Raw genomic sequence first — 20530 nt, 5'->3', positions numbered from 1 at the left:
GGTCATCGCGCTCGCCGGCGTCAGCCTCGGCCTGCCGGATCCAACCGCGCAGGGCCTCCGGATGCACGCCGAGATCGACGGCCAGTTTCTTGATCGGCGGCTTCGGATCGGCGGTGCGGTACATCCGTACCGCACGCTCACGCAACTCGATCGAGCGAGTATTTCCTGGGGGCAGCCACGGTCAATGTTCCTCTCATGAAAACCATCTGCCCCTCTGTCACCACACTCCGCATCTCGGGGGAACCTCATAAAGACCATGACCTCAAGATCCCCACCTGCTCCGCCATGAGGAACGCGACACGCTCAACCGAGCTCAGAGTTCAGCGAGAACGGTGAACCTCCGCGCACCCACGGCCTCGCCGCAAGCCTGCCTATGTGACAACTAACGTGCTTCGGCTCAGGGTAATTGATGCTCGCCATAAAAGGGCTCTTAATTCAGTAGTTGAGATCCAGGTAATCGATGTCGTTAATGGCCACGTCGGACAGTCCCATGGCCCGGCCACCACCGTCCTGGAAATACACGTCTTTAAACCCTTCGGCGATGATCCCACGCATCTGCTGGTCGCTGGCCCCGGCGTCGCGGGCGTCGAACAGGCGTTGCGCGTACGCCGGAGGGAGGTGCACGGTGAGTCGCCGGAACCGTCCGTCATCGGTCGTGCCGACCGGCGCGGTGTACCCGAAGCGGGCCCTGGTCTCCACTGTGATGCCGCCGGTGGCGGCGGCCTGCCGGCGGCGGCGCTTGCGGACCTGCGGCTGCCAGCGCTGCCGTACCGCCGCTTCGACCTTCGCGGCGATGTCCTTGGGCGGGTGCTTGCGCTCGCCCTTGCGGTAGCGCTCCACCGACCGCTGGGTCACGCCCAGCTCGGCAGCCACGGCGCGCGTCGTCTTCAGCTGCTTCATCAGGAAGTTGATGCGGCCCTGCAGGGTCTTGGGCGGCTCCCGGGTGAACGCCTCCCGGTCGGCACGCTCGATCGCATCCTCGATCTCCCCCACTGGTCACTCCCCTTCGTCGAGGACTGCGTCGCCGCCCTTGATGTGGCGGGCCGGGTTGAGGCCCTTCTCCATCAGGTCGACCGCCCACAGCATCGACTGGACGCCCTCCAGCTTCGCCAGGCCCGGCGTCGGCCCGAGGCGGAAACCACCGGGCTGCGGCTTACCGGACGCCGCGTACGGGAGGAAATCCAACGGGCTCTCCCCCGGCGAGGGGTAGACGACGCAGTCGGACAGCACGGCGAGCGGGTACAGGCCCGTCATCGCCGCCATGTTGCGCAGCTTGCGGTGCATGTTGACCCGGGCCTTGCTGATGACGGCGGCGCGGATGTCGGGACGCCAGGTCGGCCGCTCCAGGGCCGGCCACCGCTCGCCTTCCTTGTAGTGGCGGCCCTGGGGGCGCTCGCGCAGCTTGCCGACGCCGCCCTTGACCGTGGCCTTGATGGCGGTCAGCACGGCGGCCAGGGCCGGGTCGACCTGCTTGTGCCGCTCCATCGCGGCGAGGAACTGCCGGTCGACCAGGTCCCGGGTGACACCGAGGTCGGCGAGGGTGTCGACGTACGCCGTCTTGAGCCGGTCGTGCCAGGGGTCCAGGTACGCGCCGGTCTCGCGGCGCAGGTACGCCTCGATCGGGTGGACGTCGTGGCCGAGCTCCTGGGCGTAGGCGACGGTGTGCGTCTGGTACCAGGCCGGGCCGGTCGGGCGGGTGCCGTCCGGCGTGAACGGCGAGGGCAGGCGCGGGTCCGCCTCGATGTGGGACAGGTCGACCAGCCAGGAGCCGGGGATCTTCGGGCTGAACTTCGGGGCGTTGAAGTGGTCCGGAGCGGACAGGCCGACGACGAGCCGGGCCGCGGCGGCGAGGAACGCGGTGTTGAGGTCGAGGCCGACCGCGAAGGGCAGCGTGCACTCCTCATCCGTGAGCGAGTCAACCGACCGCACCCACTGGTACGCCTCCTCGTTCAGGAACCCGCCGGTCCAGCCGGAGTTCACGACCACGGGGTGTTCCGGGGTGGCCTCCGGCGGCGCCGGGTCCATCGGCTCCGTCCCCAGCGAACCCGCGTTGTGGCCGGACACCCAGTTCCCGGTCTCCGGGTCCTGCACGGCCTTCGTCGGCGGGCGCAGCGCCGTCATCAGCTCCAGCCCGGACACTGCCGTGGAGCCGCGCGGGGTGATGACCCGCTGGGCGTACACCCCGAGGACGCGGGCGATGTCGGCCGGCTCCATCTCGGGGACGCCGGGCCAGGACCGCTCATCGAGGGCGTCCCACGACAGGATCGCCAGCTGCACGCACTGCCGCTCGCGCCCCTGAGCCTTGCGGTAGATCCGCGCCCACGGGCCGAACCCGCGCTGCGTAAGCTGCCACTTCGCCTTCGCGACCTGCTTGACGACCGGGTGGTCCTCGAGCAGGCGTAGGGAGCGGCGCTGCTCGTGGCCCTCCAGACGTTCCGGCAGCCCGAGCTTCACGGCGGCCGCGGCGGTGAGCACGATCAGCGGGTCGGAGTCCTTGCCGTAGCGGTTGAGCTTGGCGGCCCCGAGGCCCGACTTCTTGAGCGTCCACTCCATCAGCTCCGGCACCGTGGCCGCCGGGCAGTCGAGCACGATGCCGTCGACCCCGTACGCGGAGCCGTCACCGTCCAGCACCGCGAGCGGCCCGTGCGGGAACCGCGGGTCGACGACCGGTTTCGAGGTCGCCTTCTTCGCCGCCGGACGCCGCGACGACGTGGCCGGACGCGCGGCTGTACGGGCGGGGCGCTCTGGCGCGGCGGGGTCCTCCACCACGGTCTCCGGCTCGGGCGTCTCGGTCGCGGCCGGGCCGGTGAAGGTCTCCGGCGTCTCCGGCCGGGGCAGGGCGGCCGGGGCGGGCGCAGCGGCGGGGGCGCCGTGTGCGGGGCACTTCGCCGCCCCGGGCATGAGCTCGTTGGTGTACAGCACTTCGCCAGCGCGCCGGACGACGCTGACCCGGTCGGCCAGGTGACCAGCGTCGTTCGCGTACCGCATGCGCCGGTCCGCGTTTCACGCTGAGGCCCCGACTGGCGGGGAGCGTCATTCCTACGGTGCTGTATTCGAAGCCGCCGGCGGTGCCGACAAGGGTGTCAGGGGCAAACGCTAGGGTGCGTGCTCGTGGACGCTACTGATCTTGATTACCGGGCTCGGACGCAGTCCGGCTGCATACCGCCGGAACTGGTCTCGCGGCTGCTCGAACGCGGCTACACCGACGTGGTGGAGGTGCAGGCCGGGCGCGGAGAATGGTTCTGCGCCCTGGCGTGGGCGCGGTTGCTGGGTGAGCGGGGCCGGCAGGCCGAAGCGTTGGAGGTACTCGCCCCGTACCTGGAAACCGGCTGGTGGACGGCCGTGGCAGCCACAGCCGACCTGTTGGAGGGCTGGGGCCGCTTCGACGAGGCGATCGAGATCACTCGGGTCCGTATGGAGGCCGGGCATCCGATGGCGCTGGGATCGTACACGCGCCTGCTCGCCCGGCACGGCCGTGCCGAGGAGGCGTTCACTCTGCTGTGTCCACACATCGGCGAGCTGGCACTCGCCGTGGCTTTGGTCGATGTCGCGGCCGCCGCCGGCCGCGACGAGGAAGCCGCCGCACTGTTTTCCGCCCGGACCGAACACCGGTGCTCCGACTTCCCGTGGTGCTGCCGAGGCCTCGATCGCGACACGGCGATAGGGCTCCTCGCCACGATCCGCGAACGCCAGGGCCGAACCGACGAGGCGATCGCCCTGCTGCGCACCGGCAGCACCACGCTGCTCAACAATCACGAGCAACTGGCTGCGCTGCTGGCACGGCACGGCCGGATCGACGAACTGCGGGCAGTTGCGGCGACTGATGACTCCAGGTACGCCGTACAACAGCTTGCGAGGTTGCTGGATGAACGCGGCGACGTGGAGGGGGCGATCGCGGCATACCGGCACGCTGGCGGATCCGCGGCCCGCGATCCCAACTCGGCTTTTGAGCTCGCGCAGCTCCTGGCCCGGCACGGGCGGGGGAACGAAGCGATCGACGTGATGCGGGTCCAGGCCGAGGCCTGCAACAGGGACGACTGGATCCTTCATACCCTGTCCGACCTGTGCCTCGGAGAGGGCTGCCCCGAGGACGGCTTGGCGCACCTGGACGCCTTCGCCGCCGCCCGTGGGGGCGAGGAGGAGTGGGACCTGTACTGGATACGACTGCCGCTGATCGCCGCCTGCAGCGGTGTCGACGAAGCGATCGCGCAGGCCCGCTCCCACCCCGAAGGTGCTACCTCGTACGCGGCGCTGTACATCGCCGAGCTCTTCGCCGGCACCGGACGCACTGAGGACGCTGTCGCCATCCTCGAGCAGCACGCCCCTGCGAACAGGCATGACCTGGCCGGCTACCTCATCGACCTCGGCCGCATCAAGGACGCCCTGGCCGTTCTCCAACGGCCCACTCCACGGCCGCCCGAGTCCCGGGACGACTCCGGGCAAGACGAGCCCCCGTTCTGATTTGCCGCCAGGTTTGGGCCCGCTGGGGTGGTGGCCCCTCACGAGGAGCGCCTGCTGGTTGCATGGGGTCGATCTGCACCGTCACTGATCGGCCGGTTGTGTTCCGGTTCGGCGAGTTTCGAGGTAGGCGCTCCAGTCGGTAGCGGCGCGTCGGCGCCACTGGACGGCGGTGATGACGTGAAGGCCGAGCATGGGGGCGAGGACAGCGGGCGGCAGGTCTTGGGCAAGCTGGATCAGCGCGGTCGTGCGGGCCGGCCGGATGGGGATGTGGTGGGCTGTCAGACGCCGGGCGAGAACGGTTCCGGAGATGTGCTGGCCGGGCCGGTTGCCCGGGAAGAGCCACCGGCGGGGTGAGTTCGCGGCCCAGCCGGAGAGTGGGGGCCGGTCCGCGAGTTCGGCCAGAACGTGGGCGAGAGGTTTGGGCAGTCGGATCGGGGTGCGGTCCAGGACGAGCACTGTGTGGCCGTCCACCGTGCTCAGAGCACCAGTGGGCAGGGCCGCGATCCGTGAGAGGTGTTGGCCGAACAGCAGGAGGACGGCTCCGGCGGCGCGGACGTCCAGGGGCAGATCTGTGTCGGTCAGGCACTGCTGGAGGAGTTCCCAGTGGGAGTCGTCGTCGATTCCGACGGGGTCGGCCTTGAGCCGGTGCGGGACGAGAAGAGGGCGGCTGTGGCCGCGGCGGGCGGCCCAGACGACGAAGTCGCGGACTGTGTAGCGGGTGCTCGGGTTGCCTGCGAGCCAGGTGTCGACCTCGTGCTGGGTGGCGTCTGCCAGCGTGAGGCCCTGTTCGTTCATGGCGGTGAGGAACGCCGAGGCCTGGTTGATCCGGGTGTAGGCCCAGCGGATGCGGTGCTTGGACCCGGCCGGGCGTTGTGCGGCCCTGCGGGCACGAGGCAGCAGCGACCAGCGCACGTAGGGCTGCAGGAGCAGGGCGTGCTCGGGACTGCGTTTCGCGACACGGGCGAGGTGGCGCTCGACGCGGGCGGAGAGCTCGTCACGTTCGGGTAGTACCTGGTAGGTGACGAGTACACCGCGCAGATAGTCGACGCTCTGGGCTCCTCCGAGACCGCCACCTTGAGCCATGGCATCCAGGTCGCTGTGGGTCAGCGGCCGGCCGGCGGCGAGGAGATCGGCCAGCAGGCGGGCGGAGTGTGAGTTGCGGATCCAGTTCAGCGCCGTCCTCGGCTGTTCGCACTCGGCCAATGCGGTCCGCATCCGCGTGTACGGGCCGACCGCCGTGGCGGGCAAGGCACCGAACACAGTGTCCAGATGGTCATGGAGAGTGCAGCGATCGCACAGTCCGCGGACCATGTAGGAGCGCGGGTTGCCGCAGCGCGGGCACGCGTACGGATCGTTGTGGCCCGCGCACGGCCCGCAGACGCGGCGGCTGTTCTTGCGAGCGATCAGCACCCTTGCCTTGCCGCAGGTCGGGCATGTGCCGGGGTAGCTGCGAGAAGTGCGGTAGCAGGGCAGGCACACCGGGCCGAGTGGCCAGCGGGCGCAGACGGGGGCACTGATGCAGCACAGTGCGCACGGCGCGTTCGGGCGTGGCCGACAGGACGAGCACGGGTCCATGGGTGCGGGCCTGCCGCACGCCGAGCACGACCTGGTAGCAGAGAGCTGAGCGCGCTGGCAGGGCGAACACCGTTGGTGGGAGGGCCGGGGCCGGGTCACGCCGCATGCCGAGCAGGGACCGACGTTGCTGCGGTTGGCGAGAGTCCCTTCACAGCCCAGGCAGACCCGGCCGCCGGTAACTGCGCGCCGCAGTGGCCGGATGCGTCCGCAGCGCAAGCAGGCAGGCAGCCTCACCCCGACGATTCCGGCGGCGGCCAGGGAGGTGATCAGGGCCTGTACCGAGCGGGGCGCGTTGGAGGCGCCGCTGACCAGGGCATCGGGGTGGAGGCGGAGGTGGTCGCGAATGCGGGTGCGCGCAGGCGGCGTCATTCCGGCGACGATCCGGGCCGCCTCCTCGGCGGTCAGCTCGGGAAGGTGCGCGGTGAGGCGTTCTGCAAGCTCCGCCCACTCCGGCGGCGGGGCTTTGCAGCGGGTCACAGGCCCTCCGGACGCCGAACCCGGACCCGCCTGGCCGGCGGGGCTACGCCTGGCCCGTCGACTTCGCCGGACGCCGTTGGCCTTGCAACCTGCCGACGAACCTCCTGCACCGTGATCAGGTCTGCCGGCGAGCAGTCCAAGATTCCGCACAACGCTGCCAGCGTGTCCATCGACAGCCGCTGCGGGGGCTGCGTGACCAGCCGGAACACCTGCTCACGCGACAGGTGTACCCCGTACTCGGCCAGACGCGGCACCAGGTCGGTCGTCTGGTACATGTCCCGTTCGGCCATCAGCCGACGCAGATTCCACTCGAACCCCATTCGCCTCATCACCGACGCCCACCTCCTTTGCGTTCGCACGTTCCATCCGGCGCCGCAACGAAGCCTCCATCAGCCGGTTGCGGTACTCGTCCGACACCCACGTGTACAACGCCGTTGTCGACGCGTAGGCATGGCCGACTTGCTCCTGGACGAACCTCTCCGGATAACCGAACTCGATCAGGTGCGTGACGTAGGTGTGCCGCAGACAGTGCAGTTCCAGCTCCTCCGGCAACCCGGCGTGTGCGCGGACGGCTGCGAATACCTCGTCCAAGCGTCGTACCCCGAGTCGTCCGCACCGCTCGGTCATCCACAGAGCCGGATGCCCGCCCGGCGAAAATCCGACCCGCACCTCGTCCACCCACTCCTCAAGAACGGGGACAATCCAGTCGACCTCCGGCACGGTGAGCACCGTGCGCCGCTTGGGAGGGCTGCCGCGCGAGGCCTTCCCGAACCGCACTTCCAGCGCACCGAACCGCCCGTACCCCTTTGCCCGCGGGTTGTGCCGTAGGTCCTGCAGATCCAGCATCGACGTCTCACGCCGCCGGGTGCCGTACGCGTAGACCTGCTTGAGTATCACCGCGTCCCGCCACGCGGCCAGCACACCTTTTCGGCGACGCTTGCGCTTCTGCTCGACCAGGTCGTCGGCGGCATCGAAGAGTGCCTGCAACTCGTCGTACGTCAGCGCGCGACGCCCCGGACGGCCCTCGAACACCGCTACGTGATCGGCGGTGTTCCAGTCGTGGCAGACCTGTGCGGGAACCTGTCCGAACGCCTCCTCGCAGGCGGCGGCCCACCCATACCGGCCATCGACGATGAACGTACAGAACATCTGAAGGTCGCCCTGCTGACCGCGCACCGTTGAGTGCGCCAGCGGAGAGTCGCCCGACAACTGGTGCGAGAAGTACGCCTCCACGTCCTCCGGCGTCCACTCCCACGGATACGTTGCCGTGAACACCGTGAACCGCCGCACCAGGCTCAGCCGATCCTCAATCGTCTTCCTTGCCAACAGCCTGCTCTGCTGCTGTTTCTCCCACCCTCGCAACATCGCCTCGAACATCGCCGGCCCAGGGTCCAAGGCCCGCACGTTTCCCGGCATGACCAGCCGAAATGCCCCCGGAACACCAACAGTTCGCACGTCCACCCCACCCGATTGCATCCGATGCAACATCGTGGCGTTGACTTGCCATCGGCCGAGGCCAGATACCCCGACGTCACACGAACGAGTGGCTACCTACGGGCCTTCGGCCAGGTCGCAGCTGTGCCCAGCCAGTGCGACATTGATGCAGACAAGGCAACTTCTCCTACTTGCTGTCCCATGCCTCGGCGAGCGGGACCATGTGGTCGATGTCCAGCTTCCGGGCGTCGGTGACCGTGACTTCGTCGTAGTACGAGAGCCACTCTCCGCCGGTCAGGGTGCATCGAGCGCCCTGCTCAGGAGCCTTGACCGCCTCGGCAATGAGTACTTCGTTGCGGGTGGAACATGAGTCACCGTCCTCGTCGATCCAGTGGCGAAAGCTGTCACGCTTGTAGCCGGTGCGGTTTCTCGTCCGCGCCCGGAATCTTCGCGATCGCCTCGGCGAGCGACAGACCGCCACCACCGGCCGGGGCACCCGGTGCGGCTGAAGCGCTGGCCCCGGCCGAGGTGTCAGGGGTGCCGGCTGAGGTGGCAGGTACCGACGGCTTCGAATCGGACGAGCCCGACTGTGCGGCACTCGGGTTGCACACGGCGAGAGCGGCCGCGACGAGGATTGCGGCGATGGGGGCGAAACGGCGTGTTGTCACAGCGGAACTCCAGCTGGTCAGGGGCTGATGCGCCCTCATGACGGCAGGAGCCAATGATCTGGTGACAGTCGGTCAAATGTGCAGGTGGTAATCTTGCTGCCCGATCGCGGCATCGGCTTCGAGGCGGGGCCGCCTGCGGGCAGGCCAGGCGTCGCACGAAGCGCTGACAACGGTCGTCCGGCGCTTCATCGACCGCGGGCTGCTCGCCGAGCTGAGCGCGAACCCGGACGGCTCGCTGCTCTTCGCCCTGGAGGCGGTCGGCCGCGTCCTCGTGACCACCCTGCACGATGCCGGGGTGCTCTACCGAGAAGCGATTCGGTGCACGGCCGTGGGCAGTGGTCGTGCCGGCTGCCCACGGCCGCGCCGCTGGTTCAGCGGACGTGCACCGTCACCACGTCAGAGGCTTGCAAGCGCACGGGATTCTGGTCATGCGGGCTGGTCAGGCCGTACAGCACCGCTCGGAATTCCAGGTTGCCGCGGCGTGCGGACGTGCCGCGTGCAGTGACCCGCACGTCGCCCTCGACCGCCGCGCTGCAATTCTCCTGGTGCCACCCTTCGCCGAAACCCTTTTCCTCCAGGCACAGCTGATGCAGGTAGCCGGCGCTGTCATCGCCGCCGTGCGCCTTGACCGTGATGGTCTTGCCGACATACGCCGTGCGCGGCGCCGTGATGTCCACGCCGCCCTTGGCCAACGCCGGCCCGGCGGCCAGAGTCACTGAGGCCAGACCCAGCGCACCGATCACAGCCACACGGCCGCACCGCGTCTTTACCCCGGTTTTCTTCGTCCTGGTCATGAACTTCCCTCCCGCGGATCCCCCACCTGGTGAGACCCACCCCTTCGCGAAGGCGCCCGGTGCGCCTCGCTGACTATCAAGATGAGCCGGCCGCCCCGCGCGTTGCCCCTCGCCCAGCGCCGTTTCCGCGAGAGCCCCGCACACCCGTCCGGGGCGCGGCGCGGCAATCTCCACGGTGTTCACCGGGCGATAGCTGCTCTCGGCTTCGCCGACCCGCCGCCCGAGCCCGTCCACGGCGTGATGCCCGGCCTCGAAGGCGTTCCTGAGCCCTGGGCCGCGGTGGTGGAGCGGTGGCACGACACATCGACGCTCACGCCGAAGGTCAGGGGCATGTTCCGATCCGTCATGGCCAAGGCGGGCCGGTGGCTGGCCGCCGAGCACCCCGATGTCGTCGAACCCACCCAGTGGACGTGCGAGACCTGCGCGGCCTGGGTGGCGGCGCTGGACCGGATGACCGTAGGCGAGTACGTGCAGTGCCAGGCCGGAATCGACAAGTGCGGCGGTGAACCGCTCTCGCCCCGCACGAAAGCCGGCTACCTGACCGCGACCAGGACGTTCTTCCGGGACTGCCAGGAGTGGGAGTGGATTCCCCGCCGGTTCGACCCAGTTCGCGCGCCGGCCACTCCCAGGAGCGTTGCGGCACTGATCGGCCCCAACCCCCGGGTGATCGCCGACGACATATGGGCGAAGCTGCTGCGGGCCGGGCTCAACATCGATTCCGAGGACTTCCCGACCAACACTTACGGGCTGTGCTATCCGATCGAACTCATCCGCGCGGTCACCCTGGCCCGACTGTTCAGCGGCCCGCGCAGCGACGAGACAGCCCGCCTCCGCATGGGGGTGCATCCGCTGGCAGCACGACGGTTTCCCCATCCCCGGGGACTCCGACGAGGTGCTGGCGCGGGACGCCGCCTGCTTGCTGGACGTCCCACCCACAAGACCGGCAGCAAGGCCGGCGTCCCGACCGCCGATGTCCGGGGCTACATCACCAGCCACCGGGCCCGCTCGACGATCGCCAGCCAGCTCTACAACGCCAAGGTGCCGATGACGCTGTTCGAGCTGCAAGCCTGGCTCGGCCACCGGAGTCCGGAGGCCACTCAGCACTACGCAGAGATCACCCCGAACGCGCTGGCCAGGGCCTACAGCGATGCGGGGTACTTCGAGCGCAACGTCCGCACCATCGAGGTCCTGGTCGACCGGGACGCGGTCACCTCCGGAACGGCCGCCTCAGGTGAGCCATGGCAGTACTACGACCTCGGTCACGGGTTCTGCACCTACTCCTTCTTCGAACAGTGTCCGCATCGCATGGCCTGCGCTCGCTGTGACTTCTGCACGCCCGAGAGCTCCGGCAAGGGCCGGCTTCTGGGAGCCAATGACAACCTCCAGCGCATGCTGGCGATCGACCCGCTCAGCGACGAGGAACGCGCCGCGGTCGACGCCGGTCAGGCCGCCCTCGACCAGCTGCTGGAACGACTGGTCGACGTCCCCACACCAGGCGGCGCGACACCCCGCGAGATCGGAGTTCCGGCGACCGCGACGCTCCTGCCGATCGCCGCCGTCAACCAGGGCAATGGCTGAACCACGATGCCGGGAATGTGAAGAGGGGCGCACACCACGGTGTGCGCCCCTCTCTTGCCCGCTGATCATTGCAGCGGGGAGGTGTGGGAGCGGGCTCGGGCTTTATCCGCCGGACCGCTGAGAGATGGTCAGGTCCAGTTGCACTGGTGGAAGGGGACGGTGAGCGGGCTGAGGGCGTAGTCCCAGGAGACGTCCGGTCGCCAGGTCTCCAGGTCCCAGCTGTCGCCGGTCACGTGGCTTCCGTCGGGCTTCTTGTAGGCGTAGCGGGAGTGGCAGGCGAGCTGCTTGTAGAGGGATGAGCCCTGGGAGTCGGTGATGCCCTTGGGGTAGGGGACGGCGCTCCATGCCTGGTCCCAGAGGGCGTTGTAGTCGGTGTCGGCGTCATCGAATCCCTTGTCGGTGGGATAGACAAAGATGTCGATGTCACCGTTGTGGACGGCCTTCCACACGCGTGTTTCCTTGACCCAGGGGACGTTGGTGGTGCCCTCGTAGCCGACGCATTCGCCGATGCAGGTGCCGTGCGGTTCGCCCCTGCCGGCGGACCAGAAGAGGCTGATGTGGCGGGCGGAGAAGGTCTGACGGACGCCGTTGTACTCAGGGTCGGCGAATTCGTCGCTGGTGGGGTAGCCGAATTCGCCGCCTTCCCAGCCGTACTGTCCCCAGAGTTCGCCGATCTTGCTCCGGACGGGGTGGGCGCCGTTTGAGAGGGTGGGGTGCCAGTAGACGGTGCCGCCTTCGAACTGCTGGCGTTTGCCCTGGCCGTCAGGGTTGGTCAGCTCGTCGCCGGTGGGGAAGCCCAGCTGGCCGTTTTCCCAGCCGATGGCGCCCCACTTGTCACGGATGGCTCCCCAGACGGGGTGGGCGCCGGTGGTGGCGGTCCAGTAGACGGAGCCGCCGTCGAAGGTGTTGTACCGGCCGCGTCCGTTCGGTGTGGTGAGTTCGTCGGAGGTGGGGCAGCCCAGCGGGCTGCTCTCGCCGCCCATGGACTGGTACTTGGCGAGGATGTCACCGCCGACCTGGTGGCCGCAGATCGTCTCGTCGGCGGCGGCCGGGCTGGCCTGGACAGTCACCATGGCGAGGGCGGCGGCGCAGGCGAGGGCCGCCGCCTTCAGGAAGCCGGTTGCGGTAGTTCGGGTGTTCAACTGTGATCCCCCTGTGGCCTATTGGGCACGGAGGTCATATAATGCCCGTTCACGTTCGCGAGCATGCACAAGCGCGCCGGTGGGGGCGTGTGATGTCTGGAATATGCTGCTGCACCGGGCGCGGCCCGCTTGCCCGGTCAGCAACTGGCCGCCACGTGTGGCACGAGCTGGTACGCGCGCGCCGGCCTGTTCGAAGACCTCACCGTGAGCGGCTTCGAGATCACGTGGCGTAACATCACCATGCCCGCCGACCCAGCCTTGCCGTGCGATCCGCAGGGGCGAGTCACGCACTGGTCGGCACGCCCACGCAGACGAGGATCTCGCGTGCTGGCAGCGCGGTGCTCTGAACAGCGGTCCGGAGGCCTTCAGGTAGGCGTCTACGATCCGAAGGCCCGCCGCATACCCGGCGAAGTCCGGCAGCCCCACGGGCTGCTGCCCCATGCGCTGCGCGATGGCGTCGCCGAAAACATACGCGGTCAGATTCTGCATCCCCGTCACGTCGATCCCGGCGGCAATCTTCTCGTAGGCATCGTCGAGCTCGGTGCCGGCCAGCGCGTTCGACCACGGGCCCATGGCCTGCACACCGGACAGCTCCCGCACGAACGCCTCGGCCAGCCCCTCGGCGACGACCTGCTCGCCGACCGTCACGACCATCGGGTTCCAGGCCACATTGGCGTAGCGCACGTTGTGGTGCAGTTCGTGCGCGGCCGCGCAGCCGATCTTCTCCCGGCTCGTCGTGGTGGGCCACAGCGTCAGCTGGATTAACCCGGGTATGCCTCCCATGCCGAGGTACCCAGCATTGCGGACCGTGAGGGGGTCGTCATCGGGGTAGCCGAGCACCAGGACGACGTGCACGGTCTCGGCGTGCTTGATGCCGGGCACCGCACCGTTCAGTCGCTCCCACGCTGCGGCAAGGCAGTCCTCGATCTGGTTCCACACCCCCGCGTCCTGCATCTGCCGCAGCGCGGGCAGGTACCGCGGGTCCTCACGATCGACCCGGAAGCCACTGCGGTCAGTGGCCACCAGGGCAACTACTTGATGCGGGAGATCGTGAACGCGATCCTTTATCAGGGCAGGACCGGCTGCCGGTGGGCCTACCTCCCGCACGACCTGCCGCAGAAGAGCGCGACGTACTACTACTTCGCCGCGTGGCGCGACGGCGGCACCGACCAGGTCATCCATGAACACCTGCGCTGCCAGGTGAGGGAGAGGGCCCGCCGATTAGAGGACCCGACCCTGGTGGTGCTGGACACGCAGAGTGTCCACGAGGCCGCCGGGGTCCCCTCCTCCACGACCGGCCGGGATCCCGCGAAGCGGGTGCCCGGACGCAAACGGGGACTGGCGGTTGACGTGCTCGGCCTGGTCATCGCCGTGACAGTCCTCGCCGCGAACACACACGACAATGCCGCGGGCATCGCCCTCCTGGACCAGGTCGCCGAGCACACCGGCGGCAGCGTCAGCAAGGCCCTCGTTGACCAGGGCTTCAAGAACCGGGTCGTCGATCACGGTGCCCGCCTCGGTGTCGATGTCGAGATCGTCACGCGGAACCCGCAGGACAAGGGGTTCGTCCCGCAGCCGAAGCGCTGGAGAGTGGAACAGACCTACGGGATCTTGATATTGCACCGGCGCCTGGTCCGCGACTACGAACACCGGCCGGCATCCTCGGCCTCCCGCGTCTATTGGGCAATGACCCACGTCATGGCCCGCCGCCTCACCGGCGCGAACACGCCCACCTGGCACGAGACGCAGGCAGCGGCCGCATGAACATCCAGCCCCTGTTCAACGCGCTCGGCATCCAGGAGAACGCCGCCCGGGCCCTGGCCGACGACCTCCGCACACAGATCACCGAACTCCAGGACCGGCTCCGGGAAACGGAGACCCGCCTCAACCACCCGGCGATCACACGGAAGACCGTCACCGCACTCACCGACCGGCTCCCCACCCAGCCGACCTCGCCCGACCTGCCCGAGCATCCGGACTACCCGCGAATCCTCGCCGTGCTCAACCAGGCCACCGGCCCACTCCGGGCCGCGACGTCTGCCAGACCCTCGGCCACGCACTCCTGCCGAAGAACATCGAGGGCACCCGCGCCAAGCGGAAACGCCTGGTCAAGCTCGGCATTCTTACCGAGGCGGACTCCGGAAACTTCACCAGGCAGCACCGGCCCCGGTTTTGACCAGCGGCGATGCCCCAGCATCATCGGGAAACGGGCATCAGGTGTCAGGAGGTGAAGCCGCCGTCCACGTGGATCGACACACCGGTGACCTAACAGCCGCCCGGACGCGCCAGGTGGGCGACGGTCGTCGCGGTCCGCGAAGCGCCCGAGGGCGGTGAAGCCGGCGATCGTCTCGGTGTTCGGCCTGTCGGCGGGGTTGGCGTCCGTATTGGTGGGACCAGGATGCACCAGATTCACGGTAATCCCACGCAGGCAAGGAGCAGCTGGAAACGACTGTGGCGCCGGATCGGCGCGCCTCTCCGAAACCGGCAAGCTCACCAGGGGCGGGTCATGAGAAGGTGCGGTTCGGCCCAGCAGAGGGGGAAGAATGGGGCTGACCTACGGCTACGACATCTACCTGCGTCCCCGGAACGTCCCAGGGCGCTGGCCAATCTGGCCGAGCTAGCGCCACCGACCCGTGGCGTGCCTCCGCTTGAGCTCATACTGCCCGGCGGTGACCGGCTCGTCCTCCCGTTCACCTCCCACTTCAAGAGCGAGCCGGTCGACTCTTCCACAAGCAGCACGCTCGAGCTCGACACGTCCATCATGTTCGGCGTCGATGACGCGGTGCGCGAGTGCGGAGAGGCACACGGCCATGAAACCGAGGAGGACGGGCGAGTCGAGATCGGGTACGTCTACCTGACGATCCGGTTCGAGTCCTTGCTGCACCCTCGTTACGCGTCAGTGGAGTTCTGGGCAGCGACGTCGGCGATGAGCCGCATGTTCGCACGGTCGGCCCGCGTCAGGGATGTGTTCACCGGCCTCACCGCCGCCAGCGGCGGAGTGTGCTGCCTGTTCGACACCGGCGACGGCGGCCCCGAGCAAGTGTGCTGGCTCAACGGTGAGACGACCCAGGAGATGGTCTCCGGTCCCCGCTTCCCAGATCTGCGAGCCCCTGTGGCGACTTGGTCCGACCCCGACCAGTAAGCACCGGTGCCCCTTGACGCGACACAACCCCGGGACGGACCATCCGGAGGCAGTCTTCGGGGGGAGCCCGTGCATGTCTTGGACGCCGTCAATGGCGGGTCCTCGGGAGACGATTGCGGGCCGAAAGGTTCCGCCCACACCCACACCATCAGATGACAGTGAAATCGCTCAAAGCCTCACAAACCGCCCTCTTAGAAGGGGGCGCACACCACGTGGTGTGCGCCCCCTTAGCACTGTCAGTAGCGTTCTTCCCGGTAGACGCCGTCAGCCTCGACACCACAGCCCCACTCACCAAAGCTCGTGTTCGCCAGCTCCGAGTTGACAACGAGGAAACCGGCCGCTGCGAGGGTGATCCTGAACGGAACGTCGTCATCGTCGGGCAGGTTGTTCACAGCCAGCAACGGGAACTCTGCGGAGGCCAGTGCCCACTCGTCGGCGACGAGGACGAGAGTACTGTTGGGCCAGTCCTCGTCATCGCGCCCGATCCGCGCCTGGATCTGATCCGCCGTGAAGCCCGCGTAGGCACGGTTGTCGATGACGGTGATCGACTCGTAGTGCTCCGATCCTCCCTCGAGGGCCTGGAGCAAGCGTGCCCACTCATCTGGCTGCTCGAAGGACGTCCGCACCAGAAGCGGACCGTCGGACCCTTCGATCGTGGAGGGGGGCGGCTCGGGCTCGGCCCCCGTACGCTTGCCGGGGATGACCTGGATGAGGAAGCGGGGCTTCTTGCCGTCCGACGACCGGTCACTGGCGTGGACGCGGATCAGGTAGGGGCCGACTCCTGCGGCGGCGAGATTCTCTTTGCGCAGCGGCTCGTGCCCACTGTCGCACAGGGCGAGGAAGCCGGTCGTGGAGATCACGGCGATCTCTTCGACCTCGCCCCAGCCGCTCTCTGCTCCCGGGTCATCTCCGGCGTAGAGGGTGACGATGGGGTTCTCCAGGGCGCTTCCGGCGTCGATGTGCAGCCAGTCTTTCTCGGCCGCCAGGAACCCGCGTCCGCGCGGCTGCTTGCCGGCGTCGGGGTCCATGACGGCCAGGTCACCCCACTCCTTCATCTTGAGCGGCCGGGTGCGGCCGTCAAGGGGCGGCCAGTTGGAACACTGCATGGAGAACCCCCATCGCGCTTACTGTGCCTGCCGGTTACGTCCTGGAAGAGTAGACGGGACCTGTGGCAGGCGCGTTGTGCGCCTTACTTGATGCGGACGTATTAGCCGTCGCCGTTGAGGACGCGCTGGGCCTTGTAGAAGCCGCCGAGGCGGGCGCCGGCGCTGCGGTTGTCACCGGCGGAGATGATGCGGGTGCTGCCGCGGGCCGGGTTGCCGCCCTCCTCGCTTGCGGCGAACGGGTACTCGTCGCAGTCGTACTTCTTGGGGCGTTGGTGATGCGGTGCAGCGGGGTGGAGGCGCCCGGGTGACCGGCGATCTTGCGCTGGGCATCGAAGATGTGGTTGGCGGACTGCTTCACCTTCGCGTCGCTGCGGGAGAGGGTGAAAACTGGGGAGTAGGACGGGGAGACGCAGCCGGGGTTCTTGGTGCGCTTCTTGGGGCCCCAGAACGTGTCGTCGCAGCGGTACTTGGCGGAGTTGTAGGTGAAGCCGCCTATCGTGTAGCCGGGCTTGGTGAAGGTGAACCGGTAGGAGGCCGGGCTGGCCAGCTGCTTCTTCTTTCCGATGCTGGCGGCGTAGCCGACGGTTCCCTTGTGGGCTGAGCCGAGGGTGGACCCTTGCGGGAACTTGACGGCGGTCTTGACGCCCTTGCCGCCGCCGACGGACACGTTGATGCTGATGCCGCCGGCGTTGACGAGCTTGGCCTTGCCGACGGTGAAGCTCTCTGCCCACTTCAGCTTGTTGGTCTTCAGCGTCATGGCGTGCTTGATTTCGAAGGTGGCGGAGCCGAACGGCTTGCCGTTCTTGAGCAGGTCGATGCGGGCGCCGACGTCCATGCACATGCTGGTGCGGGTGATGGTGATGGTGATGGTGCTGAGCTTGCAGCTCGCGGCGGCGGCCGTGTTGGTGTAGACGGTCTCGACGGCCGGGGCCTGGGCGGCAGCGATGCTGTACTTCTCCGGCGCGGCCTGCGCGGTTGCGGCGCTCATGCCGGTGAGGAGGAGGGCGCCGAGAGCAACACCGCTGACGGCTTTTCTGGGCGCGCTGATGCGCATGGGTAAGTGTCCCCTCGTTGATGGAGGGATGGCACCGCGTCGGGGCTGCCGTCCGTAAGGCGAGCACGTTATGCGCTTCAGCGGTCGTGGATCTATTGGCTGTTGGGGCACTGCCTGTTAGGACAGGTCGGGTTTCGGTCAGGAGCGGTGACAGTGAGGACCGCGACGGCGGAGCCCGCTCGGTGACGCGGTACTGCGTCACCGGCTACCGCTAATTCGGCCGCCCCCGACCAGTGGGACACACCGCTCGTACCCACAACGCAGTACAACCGGCAGGAACCGACGACAAGCGACTGAGAAGTCATCGCCCAATGATCCCGGCATCAGGAGACCGGCGAGCAAGACACGGCGAACCGTCCCGGCCGGGAAGATGGTGGCGGAGTCCACCTTCGGCTGCTGGGTTCATCTGCTCGACAAAGGCGGCACCCGTGGTGACGGCCCGTTCAAGAAGAACGTCGACTACGACTCCACCTTGTGGTGCAAGGCCATGCACAAGGCATTCCCGAACAGCGGCGGCAAGCGGGCCACCGTGTCGCCACCGCCAGTCACGTCCGCTCCCTGCGTAACCGCGTTGCACATCACGAGCCTCTGATCAACGGCGTGCCACTGCACGGCCAGTCCAACAGTCAAGGCCGTGCGCGCCGGCTCAGCCTCACCGACGCTCACGCCGAAGTCATGCGCCTGGTTGAGTACATCGACAAGGACTTCGCCACCTGGCTCGGGCAGACCAGCCGCGTGCCCGAGCTGTTGCGCACCCGGCCGTGACCCATCTCCGGCGCGGCAACCTGATACAGAGCGTCAGCCGTTTCCGGTGACCAGCGCGCCAAGCGCGTCCAGCGGTTCACACCCGTCCCGTCGGGCCAGGTCGACGCCGTGGGCTGGTGAACCGGGCGAGTTCACCAGCCATCGGGCTGCCTGCCCGCGTACGGTAGGCCTGCCCCCGCGCCCCGTCCGTCGCGGTCAGGACGGGTGCGGGCATTGGGGACGGACACGGCATGAGAGGAAGAACGGGATGACGGAGGCCACTGCGAGCGAGCTGAACGAGCGGGTGCTGGGGCGCAGGTGGACGGTGCGTCTGGACGCTGCCGGTCGTGGCAGTGCGGCGGTGCGCATCTCGTGCAGCCGTCCCTCCTGCGCCGAGAAGCGTCTGCCGTCCGCGGCCGTCGGCCGTGCGGCTGCGGTCGCCCACCTCAAGGCTCACCTCCGGGCCGCTCCAGGGCCCCGGGCCGAGGTGTACTGCGCGTGCCGGGCCGAGAGCTGCCGCACGCACCTCCGTCCCGACGACCGGCAGATGCATGCCCAGCCCTGGCGGTGCGGCGGGGCGGCCGTCCTGGCCGTGGTCACCGACCGGGAAGGACGCTGGTGGCAGGCCATGGAGTGCTGCTCACGCTGCGCGGCCGCCACGCCTGGCGCACAGGTCGTCACCACCGCACAGGCCGCCTCCGGCCCAGCTGCCGGTGCCCCGGACACTGCCGACCGCCCGTCGACCGCTCCTGCCGGCGCGCCGCAGTTCTCCGACCGTCCCGCGCCCACGGCCCGCCCGCGGGACGTACCGGCCCCCCGCTCCGCCCCGGTCCGGCGCCACTATCCGTACGGGAAGATCGCGCAGCGGGCCATCCCCCACGATCTGCGGCCCGTCGTCCTGCGGGACGAACTCGTCGAACTCGGTCAGCTCTTCCGCGCCTACCAGCAGCGCACCGAACCCGACCTGGCGCTCCTCGCCGACCTCCAGGAACGCAAGGCACGCGCCTTCACCACCTGGGCCGATGTCACCTGCGACGTCAATCTGCGGCTTGAGGCCCGGCGCGCCGAACAGGCCGCAACCACCGCCCGCCTCCAGCACCAGCAGCGCACCGGCCGCGGTACGGACAGCGATGGGCCGACGGTGACCCGGCTGCTGACCGCCGCGACGCAATGGGAACACGCACGCTCCGTCCTCGCGTACGTGGCCGACCACAGCCCGCTGCCCGACCACGAGGCACGGCTGCTGGTGGTGATGCTGACCCTGCGCACCGCACACACCGGCACCGGCAACCTCGTCGGGCAGGACCTCACCTCGCTGGGCCTGACCGATCCGGAAGACCTGGTCGAGAAGATGACCGACTGCGGCTGGCTGAGCATCCCCGGCACCGCCGACGCCCTGCTCGCCTCCCGCCCCGACAACCCCACCACGGTCACCGTCCCGTCCCTCGTGGCCCGCGGGGACAAGACGGCCCCGTTCACGTTCGGCAAGAAGATGCGGCCCAAACTCAGCGGATGGGCCCAGAAAGTCGTCTCGGACAAGAAGCTCCGCAAGGCCAAGACCACCGCAGGTACCCGGCTGCTCGCCCTGACCTTGGCCACCCAGACCAGCCCATCGGGACGGCTCGGCCCCGGCGGAACGGGCGTCACCCTGGATTCCCTCGCCACCTTGTGCCCAGTGGGCCCCGGCGAACTGCAGCACCTGGTCGACCAGCTGACCGCAGCGGACTGGCTCACCGAAGCCGCCGTCACCGACACCCACCTCACCGGGCAGCTGACCGAACACGTCCTCCCGCTCACCTGCCCCCTCCCCTAGCCAAACCAGGCCGGTCAGCCCCGCCGGCCGGCGGGGCTCGATCGTGATGAACCGCAGCCCGTGGATATAGGCGAGGGCTACCGACGGCAGGCGCCGCTCCTGAGCCGACGGAAGAAGATGCCTTCCGCACACGCACGACGCCGAGACAGCGGCGCCGACCCATCCAGGTCGAGCCGTGCCGGTGTCGTTTGCCCCAACCAGAGTTCTGCGGGACGATGCGCAAGGGGATGGGCAGTGCGGGCGACGATCTTCCTACTGTCGCCATCGTTCCAGCACTGGACACGGTAGAAGGAACAGTCGCGTCCCTCAGACCCCGTCAGCCCACCCGTGAACGGCTCCCTGTCAGGACCGTGCGAGCCTCCGGCAGGATCTTCTCCGCGCACGCCCGGCGTGGTGCGGCCCACCGCTCGTGTCGTGCACCTGCGACCTACACACGCAATGTGTGACCTGAGAGGGTGTTCGGTACCGTTTCATGCTGCCGCGGGCGGTTTCGGGCGGAGGTATTGCCCGATTTGGCTCGGGCTCGCGGTCAGCCTGCTGAC

15 protein-coding genes and 3 pseudogenes are annotated in these 20530 nt (G+C 68.6%); 6 read left to right on the top strand and 12 right to left on the bottom strand.

What is annotated here, in order from left to right:
* From ACIPEK_RS43845 to tap, 3 genes are all read right to left on the bottom strand, one after another.
* Positions 1 to 145: transposase (locus ACIPEK_RS43845; protein ID WP_402008169.1), on the bottom strand; the 145-nt coding region annotated here is incomplete at its 3' end.
* 290 nt (positions 146 to 435) lie between these two features.
* Positions 436 to 993, bottom strand: a complete 558-nt coding sequence (tpg, locus tag ACIPEK_RS43840) for a telomere-protecting terminal protein Tpg (protein WP_402008165.1) — start codon at positions 991 to 993, stop codon at positions 436 to 438.
* Between the two features lie 3 nt (positions 994 to 996).
* Positions 997 to 2988, bottom strand: coding sequence for a telomere-associated protein Tap (tap, locus tag ACIPEK_RS43835; RefSeq protein ID WP_402008164.1), 1992 nt, complete (start codon positions 2986 to 2988; stop codon positions 997 to 999).
* Between the two features lie 123 nt (positions 2989 to 3111).
* On the opposite strand from tap, the gene ACIPEK_RS43830 reads away from it, so the two are divergent.
* Complete coding sequence (locus ACIPEK_RS43830; protein WP_402008163.1) at positions 3112 to 4461, top strand: tetratricopeptide repeat protein; 1350 nt, start codon at positions 3112 to 3114, stop codon at positions 4459 to 4461.
* A gap of 81 nt (positions 4462 to 4542) precedes the next feature.
* On the opposite strand, the gene ACIPEK_RS43825 is transcribed toward ACIPEK_RS43830, so the two are convergent.
* From ACIPEK_RS43825 to ACIPEK_RS43805, 5 genes and pseudogenes are all read right to left on the bottom strand, one after another.
* Entirely contained in the window at positions 4543 to 5871 is a 1329-nt protein-coding gene (locus tag ACIPEK_RS43825; protein WP_402008161.1) for a hypothetical protein, read from the bottom strand.
* Between the two features lie 638 nt (positions 5872 to 6509).
* The gene (locus ACIPEK_RS43820; protein WP_402008159.1) at positions 6510 to 6845 is read right to left on the bottom strand and encodes a helix-turn-helix domain-containing protein; all 336 of its coding nucleotides are present in this window, start codon (positions 6843 to 6845) and stop codon (positions 6510 to 6512) included.
* Entirely contained in the window at positions 6727 to 7917 is a 1191-nt protein-coding gene (locus ACIPEK_RS43815) for a tyrosine-type recombinase/integrase (RefSeq protein ID WP_402008157.1), read from the bottom strand. The genes ACIPEK_RS43820 and ACIPEK_RS43815 overlap by 119 nt, the downstream gene beginning before the upstream one ends.
* 223 nt (positions 7918 to 8140) lie before the next feature.
* Positions 8141 to 8615 (bottom strand): annotated as a pseudogene (locus ACIPEK_RS43810) (HNH endonuclease); the annotation flags it as partial.
* Between the two features lie 371 nt (positions 8616 to 8986).
* Positions 8987 to 9409 carry a hypothetical protein gene (locus tag ACIPEK_RS43805; RefSeq protein WP_402008155.1) on the bottom strand — a complete coding sequence of 141 codons (423 nt, stop codon included), beginning with the start codon at positions 9407 to 9409 and terminating at the stop codon, positions 8987 to 8989.
* An 81-nt stretch (positions 9410 to 9490) separates the two neighbouring features.
* Between ACIPEK_RS43805 and ACIPEK_RS43800 the strand changes: the two genes are divergently transcribed.
* Positions 9491 to 10987, top strand: coding sequence for a tyrosine-type recombinase/integrase (locus ACIPEK_RS43800; protein ID WP_402008153.1), 1497 nt, complete (start codon positions 9491 to 9493; stop codon positions 10985 to 10987).
* 128 nt (positions 10988 to 11115) lie between these two features.
* Here the strand turns inward: ACIPEK_RS43800 and ACIPEK_RS43795 are convergent, their stop codons facing one another.
* Positions 11116 to 12129, bottom strand: a complete 1014-nt coding sequence (locus tag ACIPEK_RS43795) for a DUF2599 domain-containing protein (protein ID WP_402008151.1) — start codon at positions 12127 to 12129, stop codon at positions 11116 to 11118.
* A gap of 283 nt (positions 12130 to 12412) precedes the next feature.
* Positions 12413 to 13248, bottom strand: a pseudogene (locus tag ACIPEK_RS43790) (DUF2268 domain-containing protein).
* On the opposite strand from ACIPEK_RS43790, the pseudogene ACIPEK_RS43785 reads away from it, so the two are divergent.
* Both ACIPEK_RS43785 and ACIPEK_RS43780 read left to right on the top strand, forming a co-directional pair.
* Positions 13138 to 13893: pseudogene (locus tag ACIPEK_RS43785) on the top strand (IS5 family transposase); the annotation flags it as partial. The pseudogenes ACIPEK_RS43790 and ACIPEK_RS43785 sit on opposite strands and share 111 nt — an antisense overlap.
* A gap of 874 nt (positions 13894 to 14767) precedes the next feature.
* Positions 14768 to 15271, top strand: coding sequence for a hypothetical protein (locus ACIPEK_RS43780; RefSeq protein ID WP_402008149.1), 504 nt, complete (start codon positions 14768 to 14770; stop codon positions 15269 to 15271).
* Positions 15272 to 15507: 236 nt separating this feature from the next.
* Here ACIPEK_RS43780 and ACIPEK_RS43775 read toward each other — a convergent pair whose 3' ends face one another.
* Both ACIPEK_RS43775 and ACIPEK_RS43770 read right to left on the bottom strand, forming a co-directional pair.
* The gene (locus ACIPEK_RS43775; RefSeq protein WP_402008147.1) at positions 15508 to 16377 is read right to left on the bottom strand and encodes a DUF6924 domain-containing protein; all 870 of its coding nucleotides are present in this window, start codon (positions 16375 to 16377) and stop codon (positions 15508 to 15510) included.
* A 101-nt stretch (positions 16378 to 16478) separates the two neighbouring features.
* Complete coding sequence (locus tag ACIPEK_RS43770) at positions 16479 to 17108, bottom strand: NucA/NucB deoxyribonuclease domain-containing protein (RefSeq protein ID WP_402008167.1); 630 nt, start codon at positions 17106 to 17108, stop codon at positions 16479 to 16481.
* A 693-nt stretch (positions 17109 to 17801) separates the two neighbouring features.
* On the opposite strand from ACIPEK_RS43770, the gene ACIPEK_RS43765 reads away from it, so the two are divergent.
* Positions 17802 to 18023 (top strand): hypothetical protein, encoded by a 222-nt coding sequence (locus tag ACIPEK_RS43765; RefSeq protein WP_402008145.1) that lies wholly within the window; start codon positions 17802 to 17804, stop codon positions 18021 to 18023.
* 420 nt (positions 18024 to 18443) lie between these two features.
* The gene (locus ACIPEK_RS43760) at positions 18444 to 19988 is read left to right on the top strand and encodes a hypothetical protein (RefSeq protein WP_402008143.1); all 1545 of its coding nucleotides are present in this window, start codon (positions 18444 to 18446) and stop codon (positions 19986 to 19988) included.
* Positions 19989 to 20530 lie beyond the last annotated feature (542 nt).

Source organism: Streptomyces sp. NPDC088246 (assembly GCF_044741025.1).
In the GTDB taxonomy this organism is placed as follows: Bacteria; Actinomycetota; Actinomycetes; order Streptomycetales; family Streptomycetaceae; genus Streptomyces.
This window is presented reverse-complemented; position numbering and strand designations above follow the sequence as displayed.

Coding starts and splice junctions, on each gene's coding strand:
- tap (WP_402008164.1), bottom strand. CDS start 2,988: ATGCGGTACGCGAACGACGCTGGTCACCTGGCCGACCGGGTCAGCGTC.
- ACIPEK_RS43805 (WP_402008155.1), bottom strand. CDS start 9,409: ATGACCAGGACGAAGAAAACCGGGGTAAAGACGCGGTGCGGCCGTGTG.
- ACIPEK_RS43800 (WP_402008153.1), top strand. CDS start 9,491: ATGAGCCGGCCGCCCCGCGCGTTGCCCCTCGCCCAGCGCCGTTTCCGC.
- ACIPEK_RS43775 (WP_402008147.1), bottom strand. CDS start 16,377: ATGCAGTGTTCCAACTGGCCGCCCCTTGACGGCCGCACCCGGCCGCTC.
- ACIPEK_RS43765 (WP_402008145.1), top strand. CDS start 17,802: ATGGTGGCGGAGTCCACCTTCGGCTGCTGGGTTCATCTGCTCGACAAA.
- ACIPEK_RS43760 (WP_402008143.1), top strand. CDS start 18,444: ATGACGGAGGCCACTGCGAGCGAGCTGAACGAGCGGGTGCTGGGGCGC.